The 16,232-nt window shown below is 62.3% G+C and carries 18 protein-coding genes; 13 read left to right on the top strand and 5 right to left on the bottom strand.

Annotated elements, in window-relative coordinates:
- The first annotated feature begins 1 nt into the window (after position 1).
- Together KRR38_RS09065 and KRR38_RS09060 are read left to right on the top strand one after the other, a co-directional pair.
- Entirely contained in the window at positions 2-277 is a 276-nt protein-coding gene (locus KRR38_RS09065; RefSeq protein WP_217400739.1) for a hypothetical protein, read from the top strand.
- The gene (locus KRR38_RS09060; protein WP_217400737.1) at positions 274-798 is read left to right on the top strand and encodes an alpha/beta fold hydrolase; all 525 of its coding nucleotides are present in this window, start codon (positions 274-276) and stop codon (positions 796-798) included. Before KRR38_RS09065 ends, KRR38_RS09060 begins: the two co-directional genes overlap by 4 nt.
- A gap of 255 nt (positions 799-1,053) precedes the next feature.
- Here the strand turns inward: KRR38_RS09060 and KRR38_RS09055 are convergent, their stop codons facing one another.
- On the bottom strand, positions 1,054-2,211 hold the full coding sequence (locus tag KRR38_RS09055) for an IS110 family transposase (protein ID WP_217400735.1): 1,158 nt from the start codon (positions 2,209-2,211) through the stop codon (positions 1,054-1,056).
- Between KRR38_RS09055 and KRR38_RS09050 the strand changes: the two genes are divergently transcribed.
- Positions 2,188-2,688, top strand: a complete 501-nt coding sequence (locus tag KRR38_RS09050; RefSeq protein ID WP_254514712.1) for an alpha/beta fold hydrolase — start codon at positions 2,188-2,190, stop codon at positions 2,686-2,688. The genes KRR38_RS09055 and KRR38_RS09050 overlap by 24 nt on opposite strands.
- On the opposite strand, the gene KRR38_RS09045 is transcribed toward KRR38_RS09050, so the two are convergent.
- The 3 genes from KRR38_RS09045 to KRR38_RS09035 are packed head-to-tail and all read right to left on the bottom strand — an operon-like array spanning position 2,685 to position 5,305.
- Complete coding sequence (locus tag KRR38_RS09045) at positions 2,685-3,980, bottom strand: DUF763 domain-containing protein (RefSeq protein ID WP_217400725.1); 1,296 nt, start codon at positions 3,978-3,980, stop codon at positions 2,685-2,687. The two genes, KRR38_RS09050 and KRR38_RS09045, sit on opposite strands and share 4 nt — an antisense overlap.
- Positions 3,980-5,086 (bottom strand): DNA polymerase IV, encoded by a 1,107-nt coding sequence (dinB, locus tag KRR38_RS09040; protein ID WP_375293415.1) that lies wholly within the window; start codon positions 5,084-5,086, stop codon positions 3,980-3,982. Before dinB ends, KRR38_RS09045 begins: the two co-directional genes overlap by 1 nt.
- A 42-nt stretch (positions 5,087-5,128) precedes the next feature.
- A complete protein-coding gene (locus KRR38_RS09035) occupies positions 5,129-5,305 on the bottom strand; it encodes a DUF3606 domain-containing protein (RefSeq protein WP_217400715.1) in 177 nt (58 codons plus the stop codon).
- Positions 5,306-5,479: 174 nt separating this feature from the next.
- On the opposite strand from KRR38_RS09035, the gene xth reads away from it, so the two are divergent.
- Both xth and KRR38_RS09025 read left to right on the top strand, forming a co-directional pair.
- A complete protein-coding gene (gene xth, locus KRR38_RS09030) occupies positions 5,480-6,298 on the top strand; it encodes an exodeoxyribonuclease III (protein WP_217400713.1) in 819 nt (272 codons plus the stop codon).
- A gap of 236 nt (positions 6,299-6,534) precedes the next feature.
- Positions 6,535-7,098, top strand: a complete 564-nt coding sequence (locus tag KRR38_RS09025) for a GNAT family N-acetyltransferase (protein WP_217400711.1) — start codon at positions 6,535-6,537, stop codon at positions 7,096-7,098.
- Between the two features lie 320 nt (positions 7,099-7,418).
- Here the strand turns inward: KRR38_RS09025 and KRR38_RS09020 are convergent, their stop codons facing one another.
- A complete protein-coding gene (locus KRR38_RS09020) occupies positions 7,419-7,574 on the bottom strand; it encodes a hypothetical protein (protein ID WP_217400709.1) in 156 nt (51 codons plus the stop codon).
- 29 nt (positions 7,575-7,603) lie between these two features.
- Between KRR38_RS09020 and KRR38_RS09015 the strand changes: the two genes are divergently transcribed.
- From KRR38_RS09015 to KRR38_RS08980, 8 genes are all read left to right on the top strand, one after another.
- Positions 7,604-8,494, top strand: a complete 891-nt coding sequence (locus KRR38_RS09015) for a phasin family protein (RefSeq protein WP_217400707.1) — start codon at positions 7,604-7,606, stop codon at positions 8,492-8,494.
- Between the two features lie 197 nt (positions 8,495-8,691).
- On the top strand, positions 8,692-8,949 hold the full coding sequence (locus KRR38_RS35925) for a response regulator transcription factor (protein WP_254514709.1): 258 nt from the start codon (positions 8,692-8,694) through the stop codon (positions 8,947-8,949).
- 157 nt (positions 8,950-9,106) lie between these two features.
- Positions 9,107-9,883 (top strand): SDR family NAD(P)-dependent oxidoreductase, encoded by a 777-nt coding sequence (locus KRR38_RS09005; protein WP_217400703.1) that lies wholly within the window; start codon positions 9,107-9,109, stop codon positions 9,881-9,883.
- 457 nt (positions 9,884-10,340) lie between these two features.
- On the top strand, positions 10,341-12,815 hold the full coding sequence (locus tag KRR38_RS09000) for a TonB-dependent receptor (protein WP_217400701.1): 2,475 nt from the start codon (positions 10,341-10,343) through the stop codon (positions 12,813-12,815).
- 242 nt (positions 12,816-13,057) lie between these two features.
- Positions 13,058-13,282, top strand: a complete 225-nt coding sequence (locus KRR38_RS08995; protein WP_217400699.1) for a DUF6961 family protein — start codon at positions 13,058-13,060, stop codon at positions 13,280-13,282.
- A gap of 306 nt (positions 13,283-13,588) precedes the next feature.
- On the top strand, positions 13,589-14,269 hold the full coding sequence (locus tag KRR38_RS37710) for a nuclear transport factor 2 family protein (RefSeq protein WP_217400697.1): 681 nt from the start codon (positions 13,589-13,591) through the stop codon (positions 14,267-14,269).
- Complete coding sequence (locus KRR38_RS08985; protein WP_375293455.1) at positions 14,160-15,038, top strand: aminoglycoside phosphotransferase family protein; 879 nt, start codon at positions 14,160-14,162, stop codon at positions 15,036-15,038. Before KRR38_RS37710 ends, KRR38_RS08985 begins: the two co-directional genes overlap by 110 nt.
- Positions 15,035-16,066: an alpha/beta hydrolase gene (locus KRR38_RS08980; RefSeq protein ID WP_254514707.1), complete on the top strand. Its 1,032-nt coding sequence runs from the start codon at positions 15,035-15,037 to the stop codon at positions 16,064-16,066. The genes KRR38_RS08985 and KRR38_RS08980 overlap by 4 nt, the downstream gene beginning before the upstream one ends.
- The last annotated feature ends 166 nt before the right edge of the window (positions 16,067-16,232 follow it).

The following is a 16,232-nucleotide window of genomic DNA, read 5'->3' as shown; positions in this document are numbered from 1 at the left end:
CGTGGCGGGAACGATCGAGCGCGCGCTCAATGTGCTGCGCGAGGCAGCTGCCGCGAGGGAACTGGTGCAGACGCGCGGTGTTGCGCTCGCGCTATGGGTGCTGCGCGGCCGATGCCCGGACGATTGGCTCGTCGCCTTCTGGGAAGCGGCCGGTTCCGATCATGAAATCGGCCGTAGCCAAGGCCTGCACGCCGCCTACAACGGCATCGTTCGCCAGGTTCGATCACAAGCCGCCGCGCGGAACGCAGGCAACCAGGACGGCTCGGAGCCTAAATGACCTCAGACGACGCTGCCTTGTTGGAGCCCGGTTGGCGCGAGCAATGGTGCGAGGTTGGCGATGCCAGGCTTCACGTGGTCGAAGCCGGCCGCGTCGGCGATCCCATGCTCGTGCTGCTGCACGGATTTCCGGAATTCTGGTGGGCATGGCGTCACCAGATCACGCCGCTCGCTGCGGCCGGCTTCCATGTCGTTGTGCCCGATCTGCGCGGCTACAATCTGAGCTGCGCACCGCAGGAGCCCTCGGCCTATGGGCTCGAGGTCCTGGCGCAAGACATCGTCCGTCTTGCCGCCGCGCTGGGCTCGCAAAGCTTCCATCTCGCCGGGCACGACTGGGGTGCGGTGATCGGCTGGTGCGTAGCGGCCCGCCATCCCGAACGTGTCAGGAAAGCCGTGCTGATCAGCGGACCGCATCCCGAGGCCTGGATCGAGCAGATTTTCAGAAGCCCGGTGCAGCTCCTGCGCAGCTGGTACATCGGCTTCTCACATGACGAGGACGTCGGTCAAGGTTTAACTTGGTGACAGCATTGGTCGTCTCCTTGGCGATCGGATCCAGGCTTTGCCCGTTGCATGACGCGGATCGACGGATCGACCCATATCCAGCTCACATGCGGTCGCCGTCCGGAACGGCTGCACCATTATCCCGCTTGCGGCGGGCACGGGCTCAGGAGGGCGAGACCAGTCTTTCAGGCGGCTTTTGAAGCCAACAGCCGTTTCGGTTCGCCTCCTGGATCCACGAAGCTGATCGGGCTCCGGGGATGGGTGGAAGGTGCCGGGTCAAGCTGCCTTCATAATGGCTCCTTCGATGACCACGCCAGCGGTCGCATACTTCCACAGGGCGATCAGGAGCTTGCGAGCAAGCGCGACGATTGCCGGCTTTTTGTGCCGACCACCGTTGTGTTGCACGCGCTCCTGGAACCAGCGCGCCAGTGCAGAGTCCGGCTGATAGCGGACCCAGAGCCATGACAGCTCCACCATGGTCGTTCGAAGCCTGGCGTTGCCAGCCTTGGAGACGCCCTGCTCGTGTCTGATCGAACCGCTTTGCCAGGGCGTGGGTGCCAGTCCAGCATAGGCTGCCAGCTGACGCCGATTATCAAAATGGCGAAACAGCCCCTCAGAATAAAGGATTGTCGCGAACTCGGGTCCGATACCTTTAAGGTTGAGGAGCATCGCCGCGGGCGTATTGTCCGCCTGTGCAGCGATGAGCAAAGCGCGTTCGTCCTCGACGGCTTTGATCTGTTCGATGATCAGCTCGAGACGATCGAGTTCTCGATCAATCTGCGACCTGACATGAGCCGCGAGAACGCGTCCATCGCCTGTTCTGAGGTCTGAGAGGCGACCTCTGCGATCCCGACGGAGCGGCTCATATCCGGTGATGCCTTGGGTGAAGAGCAAACCTTTGATCCGGTTGATATGCTGGGTGCGCTCGATGATCAGCACCTGGCGCTCGCGGCAGATGCGACGCCGATCTTCCTCCTCGACGCTGGGTGGCCTGACCATCGCGCAGACGCGTGGTTCGCCTCGCTTGTAGGCGAGCAAGGCACGGACCAACGCTTCGCCATCGATCTTGTCCGTCTTCGCGCGTCGGCGTCGGCGGGATGTCGCGATCGACGCCGGGTCAACGACATGGCTCTCGATACCTTCGCTTTCCAGGACCCGGTGGATCCAGAAACCATCGAGACCGGCCTCCTGGATGACAATGAAGCCGAACTCCTGTCCGGTTCGCGCCTGCGCCTTCGCACGAAGCTGGGCGAAGCGCTCCAATAACCCGGCAACATCGCCGGCGCGCACAACGTGCTTCGACATCCGCTCGCCGGCGCCCGGCGACAAAGACGTGATCAGCCACGTTGATTTAGACAGTTCCATCGAAACGAAGATCGCGCCAAGATCTATACGGATAGCGGCGGGCGCATGGGGTCGATCTGCTGCAAGCATGGTTGCCTCCACGGAGTTAGGGGTCAGCAACCGAACTCTGCCAGAGTGTCAGCCGCTATCCACCCTCGCCATGGGATCTTTCAGCTTCCGTGGCTTCCCGAGAAAGTCCTGGGCGCATTTCAATTCGCGAGGCTGAAAGCGGCGCTGCGCCGCAGTGCGCTCAAGGGCACGTTCTCGTCGCGGACGCTCGGGCCCTATGTCGAAGCCTGGGCTCGGCCAGGGGCTCTGTCGTGTATGCTCGCCTACTACCGCGCGCTTCGCCGGCCGTGGGAGCGCGCGACTGCACAGCCGATCCGGCCGTCCGTGCAGATCATCTGGGGCGACAAGGACCGCTTTCTTGGGCGGGCTCTGATGGAGGCGAGCCTGGCAAGATGCGGCCAGGGATCGCTCGCGGTCATCGCTAACGGCACTCACTGGCTCCATCTCGAGCATCCAGAGCGCATCACCGCTGAAATAGTCAGCTTCTGCAGCCTCTAGAGCGGGACGCGGGCCGGCACATGGGCCGACTTTCCTTCGGACCCCAGGGTATCCGCGTCTGGCTCGTAATTTTGCGCAGGCTCCCACCCGAACACGCTGCGCCCGCCATAGCTCTGCGAATAGGCCATTTCCTCGGCAATGAGGTCGGGAAGCGAAGGTCCCGTGGCGGAAGCCTCGAGCCGCCGGGCCTGTTCGTCGAGCCGCTTCAGGGCCGCGAGCTCCTCGCCCTGGCCAAGCTTAGCTTTCACCACCGCAGACTTCATGACGGCAATCGTGTGGTCGTAGACCCTTGTCGGCACAGGGTAGGGGTGCCGGTCCTTGCCGCCATGCGCCAGTGAGAAGCGCGCCGGATCGCTAAAGCGGCACGGTGTGCCGTGAACGACTTCGGCAACCATTGCCAGGGCCCGGACCGTGCGAGCGCCGACACCGGGTACGAGCAGGAGCTCGGCGAAATCCTCGGGGCCTCGGTCGGCCGCGGCCGCCAGCGCGCCGTGCAGGCGGCGCATCACTACGTTCTCGGGGCGGACGTCGTGGTGATCTGGCATCACGAGATGGGGAAGCATAGCCTGGTCGGGCGCTCGCCTGGGATCGAGACGGTCGAGCTCGCGCACAATGCCGCCAGGTCCGATATCGGCGAGTAGTTGGAGTTGGCGGTCGCGCGAAGACGCGGCACGGCGGTCGGCCAGATTGACGATCTCGCCCTGGTTCCTGCCGTCGATCGCGGCATGGGGCGCATCGATGAAGTTCTCGAGGCCTTCACTCGACCAGTGATAGCGCCGCGCCTGCCTGCGCTCGCCGTTCATGCCCTGCTGGACAACGACCCAGCGGCCGTCGTCGGCGACGATGAAACCGTGCAGATAGAGATCGAAACCATCCTGGACGGCTGCGCTGTCGACTTTGGCGACGAGCCGGCTCGCTTGCGCGAGGCCCGTTCCATCGATGCCGGTGCGGTCCGCGACAGCCATGAGCTCCGCAGGCGTCTTGCGGCTGTGCCTTCCGCGCCCGCCGCAAACGTGAAGACCAAGCTCTCCGGATAGTGGTGCGAGACCGCGCTTGAGCGCCCCGATGACGCTCGTCGTAATGCCAGAGGAATGCCAGTCCATGCCCATGACAGCGCCGAAGGACTGGAACCAGAACGGGTGGGAAAGGCGGCGCAGGAACTCGTCCCGCCCGTATTCCAGGACGATGGCCTCTGTAATGACCGCGCCAAGCTTGGTCATGCGCTGTCCGAGCCAAGCCGGCACGCGGCCGCCATGGAGCGGAAGGTCGGCGCTGCCTGCCCGGCGTCCCATCAGGCGGCAGCGCCTTGTTTGGGTGCTTGTCCGAACAGGGGAAGGGCGGGCTCTATGATCGCCGCAGCCTTTTCGAAGTTGGACACTGTGACGCCGACGAGCCGAACACCCTTCTGGGCAGGGAGGACCTGCCGAATGAGCGCGAGGCTTGCACCGCGAAGATCGGCATGGGTGCTCACGACCTGGGGGAGCGACTTGCTGCGCGTGATGATCTGGAAGTCGGCGAACTTGACCTTGACCGTGACCGTCCGCCCGAAAGCCTGGGCCTTCTCGCACCAGGCCCAAACCTCGTCGGCCTGACCCAGCACGCCGCTCTCGATTTCCGGGCTTGCCGTCAGGTCGCGCTCGAAAGTCGTCTCCGAGCCAGATGACTTGCGATCCCGGTCGGGATTGACGCGCCGGTCGTCGATACCGCGTGCGATCTCGTAATACCAGGCGGCCGAGCTGCCGAAATGCTGCTGGAGAAAGTCCATCGATTTTGCGCGAAGATCAGCTCCCGTCTCGATGCCAAGGCGTTGCATTTTGGCCGCAGTGACGGGACCGACACCATGGAAGCGCGAGACCGGGAGGCCCTGGGTCCACGCCTCGCCCATGTCGGGTGTCACGGCGAACTGGCCGTTGGGCTTGCGCTGGTCCGAGGCGAGCTTTGCCAGGAACTTGTTGTACGAGATGCCGGCCGAAGCCGTGAGACCGGTCTCCTCCAAAATCCGCGCTCGGATTTCCCTCGCCGTGAGCCACGCCGTCGGAAGATCGCGCCGGTTGTCGGTGACGTCGAGGTAAGCTTCGTCGAGTGAGAGCGGCTGGATGAGATCGGTATAGTCGGCAAAGATGCCGTGGATCTGGCGCGACACCGCTTTGTAGACCTCGAAGCGCGGCGGAACGAAAATGAGCTCGGGGCAGCGCTTCATCGCTGTCACCGACGGCAGGGCCGATCGCACGCCAAACCTGCGAGCCTCGTAGCTTGCAGCGGCAACCACCCCGCGCGCGGCACCGTACCCCACAGCCACTGGGCGTCCGCGGAGCTTAGGATCATCGCGCTGCTCCACCGACGCGAAGAACGCGTCCATGTCCACGTGGATGATCTTGCGGGGCGCCGAATCCACCATGGACATGGTGCTAGCGGATTTTGAACAAAATGGGAACGAAGATTAGCCCTTGAGATACCGCTCTACCGCTTTCGCACCGTTGCCGACGGCCTTCACCGCATCCGCAAGTTTGTCGCGGCTCACGCCGAACTTCCCGGTCCAGTAGTCGACCTCGTAATCTTCGCTGAGGGAAATGCGGGAAGCGTCCTGCGGAGCGCGAAGCGTCTTGTTGTCCGACACAGTCTTTTCTCCTTGGCAGATGCATGGCCAAACGCACCTTCCTGGGTCGGGTTTCGTGCAGGAGCGCGCAAGCTCGCACGCCAGAGCCAAACCGAGTCCAATTCGCGCTGGAACGAGTCCTGCCGCAAACTCTTCTGCCCGTATGGCGAATGCCTCGTTTCATCACCGCAGGTCATGAAGATAGCGACCTACAACGTGAACGGCGTGAATGGGCGCCTCCCGGTGCTGCTGCGCTGGCTCGAGGAGGAGCAGCCCGAGGTCGTGTGCCTGCAGGAGCTCAAGGCCCCCGACGACAAGTTTCCGCAAGGAGCGATCCGGGCCCTTGGCTACGACGTTATCTGGCACGGTCAGAAGAGCTGGAACGGAGTCGCGATCCTGAGCCGCATCGGCCAGATTCACGAAACCCGGCGGGGGCTTCCAGGCGACGCTGCCGACACCCACAGCCGCTATATCGAGGCCGCCGTCGGCGGCATTATCATCGGCGGCCTTTATCTTCCCAATGGCAATCCGCGTCCCGGGCCAAAGTTCGACTACAAGCTGCGCTGGTTCGAACGTCTGATCGATCACGCTGCAGGCCTGATCGAGACCGGCCTTCCGGTCATGCTCGCTGGCGACTTCAATGTCATGCCGACCGATCTAGACGTCTACAAACCCGAACGCTGGCAGGACGACGCGCTCTTCGCGCCCGAGGTTAAAGCCGCCTATTTTCGCCTGCTGGACCAGGGGTGGACCGATGCGCTGCGCGAGCTGCATCCAGGGGAGGCGATCTACACGTTCTGGGACTATTTCCGGAACGCCTATGCCCGGAATGCAGGCCTCAGGATCGATCACCTTTTGCTGAGCCCCACGCTTGCAGGCCGTTTGGTCGCGGCAGAAGTCGACGCCCATGTTCGCGGATGGGAAAAGACGAGCGACCATGCTCCGGTATGGATCGAGCTTGCCGAAAAACCGCGGGCGCGCCGCCAGTCCAAGGTCGCAAAGCGGTCGGGATGAGCCGAGTTCGGCGCCATCTGCCGTTTGAAGTCCCACGCGCCGTTAGGCGGCGGCGACAAATTCGTCTTGAGGGCTGATACCGCGCTTTACGTGCGCTCAATTGCTGGCATTATAGAGGGCGCCTGTCAGACTTTAAGTCTTTAGAGCTATGCCGGTTTTGCAGCGCCGGACGAAACAGTCGAAGTCTCAGGCGCGTGCTCTATTGCACACAGGTCGGACTGGTGAGGGCTGGCACAATGTTCATTCGTACTGCGCGACTGTTCCTCAGACCATGTTGGCCGGAAGATCGGCAGGAAATGCTTACCCTCATCAATGAGGCGCCCCTTGCGGCCAATGCGAGCGGCCTTCCGTGGCCCCTGACCGCAGAAGACGCCCAGCGATTCATCGAGCGGCCGAGCGACAAGCGCCTGCCGCACTTCTTCATAACCTTGCCCAGGATCAACGGCGGCGAACTGATCGGCGGGATCGGACTTGGACCCGATGGCGACGAGGTCGGGCTAGGGTACTGGATCATCAAGGCGCATCACGGCCATGGCTATGCGACCGAGGCGATCAGCGCCGTGCTGAGCATGGCCCGCACCTTGGGTCATACCCGGATCATCGCCAGCCACATTCCCGGCGATGGATCTTCGGCCCACGTTCTCGAGAAGGTAGGCTTCAAGCCGACGAGCGAGCTGCGTTCACGTCTGGCTACGGCCGGCGCCGGAATGCCGAGTTCGCAAACCTTCCTCGTGGACCTCAGCGCTTCCATCGAACTGGAAGACAATGCTCCGCTCGCACGGCAGACCAAGCAGCTCTGACGTCGCCGGTCGGATCGGTATCGGCCTCGCAGGTGAATCCTGCTTCCTTGATCTATGCCCCAAACACGTCCGAGTGGGTCTCAAATCAGTGGCTGCGGGATGATCGGGCATTAGGGATCTGCGATCCGCGCTCAAATCAATCTTCGTGCGAGTGCGCAAGAATACGGAATGCCGGTCGATAACGGCTCACATTTCAGGTAAGAAACCGGCAACGCAACAGGCAATTGCTGCGGCCTGCCGCAATCGGCCATCCTCAGAATCCCCAGCTATCGGTCGCATAAAAGCCATCAATATAAACGACTTGGAAGAATTATCTGATATCAGATCTTCTTCGAGACCATGAGCGTTTTATCGCTCTCGCGGTTGCGGGCCATGCCTTCGATGACCAGCGCGCTGCATATTAAAGGTTTCATGTTGCAATGCAGCATTTTGTTGACTGCGCCGCCGCTCGATGTTTTGTGCAGTGCAGCATACATCGGCGAATCAGCCGGCTTAGGAGATCGAGATGACCGAACGCAGTGAAATGAATTTCAATTCGGCCAAATCATTGGATGAAGTCGCTCCCGCGAGCGATGCGCTGGTCCAGGAGGGCGTTGCGGCCGCCGGTTCGCCGGAGCCCGTCAGCGAGAAAGTTGCGGGCAAGGACGTCTCGCCCGTTCCTGGCGCGACTGCTGAAAAAGCGCCTTCGGGCGCGTCGACCGATGTGTCCACTGCAAAGGCACAGGCAGTAGCGCGGAAGAGCGCGGCTGCCGCGTCCGTGAAGCTGCCCAGGCAAAAGGCCGGGACCGCCAAATCTCCTGCGCCTCGCACGGCTCAGAAGAAGGTTAAATCAGGGGTAGCGGAGGTTCCCGCCAAAACTGCGAAGCCGAGCCCGCTTTCCCGGACGAAGACGCTGGCAAAGAGCCGCGCTACAAAGGCCAAGCCAGCAGCTGCCACCGCTCCGGCCCATCGCCTCGGCGACATTATCGATCCGCCGGCGCAGCCGGCTGCCAAGAAGAAAGTAACGACAAAGGTCGAGAAGGCAGTCGAAGGTACTTTTGAAAAGACCGTCGGCTCGCTGGGACAGGTCGCGGCGCTCACGAAAGGCAATGCCGCGGCGATCGCCCAATCGGGCAAGATCCTCGGCGGCGGCCTTGCCGAACTCGCGACGGGCTGCGTAGCCGATGGGCGCGCGGCGTTCGGAATATTGAAAGCCGATGCCAAGGAGCTTTCGGCGCTGCGCTCACCCGCTGGACTTTTGGCGTTCAACACGCAGATCCTGACGCGAAATGTCCGCGAGCTTCTGAAGTTCTCGTCGAAGAACCGCGAGGCGATCGTGAAGGTGGCTAAGGATTCGGCGGCGCCAGTGGCCGCGCGTTTCACGCAGGTCGCTGCCACTTTGCGTCCGGCGAAGTAACGCGTCTCTCTCGCATCGGTGAGGCTGGCGGGCACCTGCCAGCTTCACCGATGTCGATCCTGGTAAGCTCCCGTTCCAGGCGGGAACGAGCGGTCTCTACCCGATCGCCGAGCGACCTGGCAGTCAAACAGCGTTACCGAAGATGGAGAGGGAAGGGGCCCGCTGCATCGATCCATAGCCATTCAGCGGGGCAGCCTTTGAGCTCGATCGAATCGTGTCCGCCTTTGACGAGCCGCGAGCTGCAGATTCTGGAGCTGATCGCACTTGGGAGTTCAGCGAAAGAAGTGGCGCAAAGGTTCAAGATCGCGCCGCGCACCGTCGAAAGCCATCTCGACACGATGCGGTTGAAGCTACGGGCGCGCAACCGCACGCACATGGTGGCTATTGCCATTGGTTTGGCCCTGCTGCCGCGTTCAAACTTCTTGCTGGCGGCCTCCCCATCAATCGAAGAATAGGTGTCGCCGCCCGGCAAGCGCATCTTGGCTGAGGCACTCGCTTTCGCTGAGGGGGGCGAGCATGAAAGGAATGCACGAAGCCTATTCCATTTAGCGCGCTCCCGGGGCTATGCAGTGAAGCGGCGACCTTCGGTCGGCGGCCGAAGGGAGAGCGCAGATGGCAAGGTTCGAAGGCAAGGTCGCGATCGTGACGGGCGGCTCGCGCGGTATCGGTGCCGCCATGGTCGCCCGGCTGGTGTCAGAGGGCGCTAAAGTGATGGTCGCGGATGTGAACGCGCCTGACCAGACTGGAGAGCATATCGCCTTCCTGACGACCGACGTGACCAATTCGGCCGATGTCGCAGCGGTCGTCTCCGCGGCCCGCGAGAAATGGGGGCGGCTCGACATTCTGATCAATAATGCGGGCATCGGGTCGCTCGGCGAAACTCCGGACTTGGAAGAAGAGGTCTGGGAAAGGGTGTTTGCGATCAATACGCGAGCCATCTTCCTGACCTGCAAGGCCGCAATTCCGGTAATGCGCGACGGCGGCGGCGGGGCGATCATCAATGTCGCCTCGATTTCCGGACTGCTCGGCGACTTCGCCATGGGGGCCTACAATGCTTCGAAAGGAGCTGTCATCAACTACACCCGCTCGTTGGCGCTCGATTGCGCGCGCGACGGGATCCGGGTGAATGCGCTGTGCCCCGGTCTCATCGAAACCGAAATGGCGGCGCCCGCAGTCGCCGACCCGATCGATCGTGCTTTCTGGCTCGACCGCGTGCCTCTGGGACGATCGGGACGGCCTGAGGAAATGGCGGCAGTGGCAGCCTTTCTTGCGTCGGATGACGCGTCCTACGTGACCGGCGCGATCCTGGCTGCCGATGGCGGGGTGACGGCACACACGGGGCAGCCGAATGCGCCGGAACGGATCAGGCAGCGCAAGCTCCGCGGCTAGGCGCGGCGCCAAGGCCTTCCAGCCCGGCGGATCAAGACCGCGCCCGAGGCTTGAGACGCTTTCATCAGCCAAATCAATCACGGGCGTTTGCCTGTTGGCGGCGGGCATCGCCGGGAGGTCTGCACCGGGCAGGTGCGCCATCACTCGAGGCGATGAAGCGCCGGCGAATTCTTTCGTCGAACCTGTCTGTGCGTACGGGTCAAGCCAGCGATGAATGGCGATTTATGGAATGCACGTGAGCGATTGCAATAATGTGAAGGTTGTAATAGACCGCTCCGAGAGGCTGCTGCACGCGCGGGGAATGGTGGCGATTGCCGCGTTGGCGTCTTCGATCACGTCTTTTGGTCTTCGGGCCGGGGGGCATTCGCGAGCAAATGAGGGTTTGCAAGGCGGCGTTTGAAGTGGCCGGGAAGCGACCGGCAACCGCTTGAAGCACATAAATAAATGGGAGGGTAATATGACATATCAAATTAGCAATCGAACCCGCGGCTGGGCCCTGCTCGCCGGAACGGGGCTTGCCTTGTGCTTCGCGGCCAATCCTGCTTTTGCGCAGGCTTCGGCGGACGCCAGCGTGGATAGCAACACGATCATCGTTACCGCGCAGCGCCGCTCCGAAGCGCTCGAGGATGTGCCTATGTCCGTGGCAGTCATCCCGCAGGAAACGCTGAGCAGTGTCGGCGTTAATTCTGTCCGCGACCTTGCGAATGTCACGACGGGTTTTCAGGTCAACAACAGCGGTTCTTATCCGCAGCCCGCGATCCGCGGCGTCACTACGACGAACGCCGGCGCGTACGAGAACAACGTCGCGCTGTTCGTGGACGGTCTCTATCAGACCACGCCTCAGATCCTCAACATGGATCTGCCAAACGTCCAGAGCATCCAGATCCTCAAGGGGCCGCAGGGCACGCTCTACGGACGCAACGCGACCGGCGGTGCGATCCTCATCGATACGATCGACCCGGGCCGCGATTGGGCAGGCAATATCGAGGCAGGCTACGGCCGCTTCGACGACAAGCGTGCGCGAGGCTATGTCGCCGGTCCGCTGAGCGATCGTATTGGCGTCAGCCTGGCGGGCACGTTCCGCAAGACCGACGGCTACTACAAGAAGGCCAGCCGCACGACACCGGGCCAGTTCGACGGGCGCACGCTGGGACTGGAGCAGGAATCGGTTCGTGCCAAGGTCAAGGCCGAGCTCACTGACAGCTTCACCGCGACCGCCGGCTACAACTTCACGCGCGCCAATGATCCTCGCGGCGTATTTTTCACGCCGATCGAGAACGTGGCCAACAGCTACACCGTGCCCGGTCGCAATACGCGGCCGAGAGGCCTCGGCGAGGTCGCGGGCGATGCCATCGTCCTCGATTTCAAGCAGCACGAGGGCTACCTAAACCTCAGTCTCGATACCGGTATCGGAACGCTGCGTTCGATCACCGGTTACACAGCCGGCAACAACGAGACCATTTACGATTCCAACGGTAACTATGTCCCCGATCTCTACATCGATTCTGTCGTGCGGGATCGGACCTGGCAGGAATCCGTCGACTACAACATCAACGCGATAAAGAACGTCGACCTCATCGTTGGCGGAAACTACTACAACATCAAAACGGACTATCAGCCCGGGCGTGACAACGTGGTCTATCTCGGACCGGCGAGCTACGCGCCGTTCACTTACCCCGATCCCGCGACGACGATTGTCCCGTTGTCCGACTACCGCAAGTCATCGCACTCGGGATTCTTCCGCACGAAGAAGGCCTGGGCGGTCTTTGCCGACGTCACCTTTCACGCGACCGACAAGCTCAGCATCAACTTGGGCGGACGTTACAGCAGTGAGACGCAGGACGTGTCGGCGGTTAAAGACAATTACTGCACCACCACCGGCGGCTGTCTCGTGGGAGGCGCGATCGTTCCCATAGGCGGCATCACCTCGACGCCCTATACCATCGCTACCACTGCGCGCAGTTCGACCTACAACAAGTTCACGCCGCGCGCCTCGATCCGCTACGAGATCGCTCCGCACACAAATATCTATGCCAGCTACTCGCAAGGCTTCCGCGGCGGAGAGTGGAACTCGACCTTGCCCAACGACAATCCCGCTCTCTGGCGCGATGCCAAGCAGGAAACGATCAATGCCTATGAAATCGGCCTGAAATCCGGAGGCGGCCGTTTCCACTACGACCTGTCCGGATTCTATTACGACTACAAGAACCTCCAGGTAAGCTCGGTGACCTTCATCGGCGCCCTGACCGTCGTGACATTGCAGAACGCGCCAAAGGCGAAGATCTACGGCGCGGAAGCCAATTTCGACTACGATATAACTGATAATTTCAAGATCAGAATGGGCGGGACCTGGCTGCACGCGCGCTATGGCGACGGTTTCATTTATACCGGGACCGGAGTTAATCCCAACCAGGTTGGCTTCAACACCAACAGCAATCCCCTCAAGACCTTCATTAATGTCGCAAGCGTGGCGCAGGACCTGTCGGGCCTCCAGATGCCGCGGGCTCCCGACTTCTCGGGATTCGTCGGTTTCGACTTCAACATACCCAACAAGGATGGCGGTCTGCGCTTTGCCGCAAACCTCAAATATACGACCAGCTATGTCGTGACGGACCCTTCGGTCTGGGGCGGCGATCCGAACTACGTCGCCAAGCACACGGCTAATCCCAGCTATACGCCGGATAATACGGCGCTCCTCGCCGGTACGCCCTATGTCAGCTTTGCAAGCAAGGAGCGCGCGCGTCAGGCCGCCTATGCCCTGGTCAATGCTTCGGTCACGTGGACGGATCCGACAAATCATTACTACGTCCGCGCCTGGGGCAACAATCTGACCAACATCACGGTCAAGACGCACTACCGTCCGAGCGCCAGCACCTACATTCCGGTTGGTGAGCCGGTAACCTACGGGGGCACCGTCGGCTTCAAATTCTGATCGGTCTGAATAAGCCTGACTGAACAAGCCAGGGAATTGCCGATGCGCGTGAGGGCGCCGAAGTTCGATGCTTCGGCTGCCACACGCGCATTGGGCTCCGGCCACCGGGAGGTTTCGAGCTCTGTTGCTGGGGCCGGCATGACTGGAAGATAGAAGCAGGTCATGCCCATCACCCCCGGGAAATATTGGGATGACGGCCATGCCGTTGCGATCGCTTTAGAGTGTGGGTAGCCTCCCAGACCATGTCTCCCAGGCCGATCCTCGACATGCAGATGACCGAGAACCGGCATTTGTGGGCCTGCGCGCTCGAGGTCGAACGTCAGCACGGCGAGGACGCATCCTCGTTCGCATTGCAGCGCGCGAACGAGCTCGAAGCGCTAGGAGCCTTCGAAGGGGCGCGGGCCTGGAGAGCGATACATCTGCGCATTGGCGTCCTCGGCGCCGGGGGCGACTGCGCCTGGCAGTGAGCCCAAGTGTTTCGACATCGCGCGGTGCTGGCATCCTGGAAGTGGGCAATCAACTCCGGCCGCTTGCACATCATCACGAGAATCCTGGACCGCTCTTGGGGGTGCCACCGGAAGGTGCGGGATCTTCGGCATCGGGTATGGATGCCTGACGACCGGATGTGAGGAGGCTCTGCATCGCGTGCCGCAGTCCACCCATCAAAGGGTTCCGTCTATGCCGGCGAAGAATGCGCGTAGGCAATTGCATTAGGCTTCGGTGAGTGCCATGTCGCATGTTCATTCAGTCGCGGAATTGTGAGGGATCTTTGCATGACAGTCCGCTCACCCCGGGAGTTGATCGAAATCTACTGGGAACGGGTTTACAACAACGGCGAGGTTGAACTCGTCCGCGAGGTCTGTGCCGACCCGATCGTGCGACATGACCCGGGCGCCGTGACGAGGCTCGGCCATGACGAACAGATCGAGAGGGTGAAACGCTCGGTAGCGCTCAAGCCCCATTTTACCCACCGGGTCGTTCACGCTGATGATCGCTTCGTGACCTCGGTGTGGAATATGGTCAGCGGCGATGGCCGCGACATCAGGCTTTGCGGCATTGAGGTTTTCGAGGCGGAAGACGGCCGGCTCACTCGCTGCTGGAATTCCTCCTACGAAAAGGGTTTCTGGGGCGAGGATGGAGACGAATTCGATCCTGCTGCTCTGGGGGGAACCAGTGCTGGTTACAGGACCCGAGGGCATCACAGCCAACTGGCTCGAGAAGGCATTGGCAGCGGGGGGCGTCGTCACGCCTCAACGGATCGCCATGGAGCCGGAGATAACGGCCATCGGCCACGGCACGACGAGCGCTACGCTGCGCGTGCGAATGTCCTACAACGTTGGTCACATAACGGCGCCGCGATCCACGATTTGCAAGATCGGGCGACCCGCGAACGGCATGCTGAGCGCCACCAGCCCGTTCGAGCGCGAGCGGAATGCCTTCGGCCTGTTCGGTAAATCGCCCCCGTTCCGCATTCCTCGGCTCTACTTCGGCGCTGGCGACGAAACGGGTCTGTGCAACCTTCTGCTTGAAGACCTCTCCGGCATGGCCCGGGCAGGAGATCAGATCGCCGGATGTTCGATCCCCGAGGCGGCCGCGGTCGTTGGTGAGCTTGCGCGCTTCCACCGCGCCTATCTGGCGTCGACCGATGTCTTTGGCCTCGACTGGTTGACGCGGCCAGAACGGTTGCTACCGGCCTGCGCGAAGGGCGCGTCGGTGCTGCGCGACTGGCTGGGAAATCGCCTGTCGCCGGAGGCCCTCGATGTCGTGGACCGCTTCGCCGGCCTGGCGGGACAGTGGCTGGCTCGGCCTCCTGCGCGCCGGACGCTCATCCACGGCGACGCGCGCGTGGACAACATTCTGTTCGAGGAGCGGCCTGAAGGTTTGGGCGCCTGTCTCATAGACTGGCAGAGCCTGGGAGCGGGAGATCCACAATACGACGTAGCCTACTTCCTGAGCGGAAGCCTGAGCCCGGAGGATCGTCGCAGCTGCGAGCGTGACCTCATAGCCGAGCACTGCCGCTTGGTCGCCGAAACCGATCCCACCTACACGCTCGAGGCCGCGCTGGAGAGCTATCGGCGCAACATCGTCTCCGGGCTGTGGATGACGATGATCGCCGCGGCCTACGTCGAGCGGACCGAGCACAATGCGGAGCTCCTCTGCACGCTCGTAGCCCGTAACACGGCTGCCGTGTCGGACTGGCACGGCCTCGCAGCGATCGGATGAAGGATATCGCTCGGCATGGAGCCGGGTGGGGCATCCGCGAAACGCCAAGTCAGGCGTTTGAGGCAGGATCGCATTGGGAGTTTGAAATGCGAAACGCAATTAAACGCAGGCGTTCCTTGGCTACCCTCGCGGGCGTCATGCGCGGTGCAGGCGTGATGGCCTTGGCGCTGGCTGCTGTTCCAGCCTCAGCACAGCAGGTCGCCGCGCCTGCGATGTTCGAACGGATCGCGCCGCCGCCGTCGCCTGCGCCAGAATTGCTCCTTTACCCCAGCCAAGCGCCGGCGCCGGCGCCGGATTCTCAGAACGAAGTCTGGGATCGCATGCTTGGAAGCCATCCCGTTGTCCGCAATGTCACCAGGCCCACTATCACGCCCTTCTTGCCCGCACCCGAGAAGGCGACCGGCGCGGCAGTCCTCATTCTTCCCGGCGGCGGTTTCACCATGCTGTCGATGGACGCCGAAGGCTGGGCGATTGCGCGCTGGCTTGCCGAGCGCGGCGTGGCGGCCTTCGTACTCAAATATCGCACCGCGCAAACCCCAGCGGACGAGAAAGCCCTGATGGGCAGCCTGGCCACCTCGATGGCGGCCCTGATGACCGACCCGGAAAAGACGATGGTGCCGCTTGCGCCGCCTGCGGTCGCCGACGCGGTCCAGGCCCTGAAAATGCTACGGGCAGGTGCTTCAACATGGAAGATCGACCCTGCACGCGTCGGCATGATCGGCTTTTCGGCAGGGGCTATGGCGACGCGCGACGTCGTTCTGACCGCTGACCCGGCAGTACGGCCTGCATTCTTCGCTTCCATCTACGGGCCAATGCGGGAGGTTTCGGTTCCCGCAGGAGCGCCGCCGATGTTCATTGCGCTAGCGCTCGACGACCCTCTATTCGGAAACCAGGGATTTGGGCTGGTCAGCGCCTGGCACAAGGCCGCAAGGCCGGCGGAACTCCATGCTTACGAGCAGGGCGGGCACGGATTCCGGCGCCGGCAAGCCGGGCACGACGAGCACAATGTTGCTGCCGCAATTCTATGAATGGCTGGCAGCGCGCGGGTTGCTGCGCAAACCCTGACCGCGAGCTCGAGGCTAAAGCCTCGGGTCCAGTTGACTGGGCGAACGACGATCTGTGCCGCGTTATCATAGCCGACCCCGTTCGTTCGATGGCTAGCAGGATCGACATACCTGGCCGCGGGCATCGCTG

The organism is Novosphingobium sp. G106 (assembly GCF_019075875.1).
GTDB lineage: Bacteria > Pseudomonadota > Alphaproteobacteria > Sphingomonadales > Sphingomonadaceae > Novosphingobium.
The sequence above is the reverse complement of the archived record's forward strand: the minus strand, read 5'-3'. Positions and strand labels throughout refer to the sequence as shown.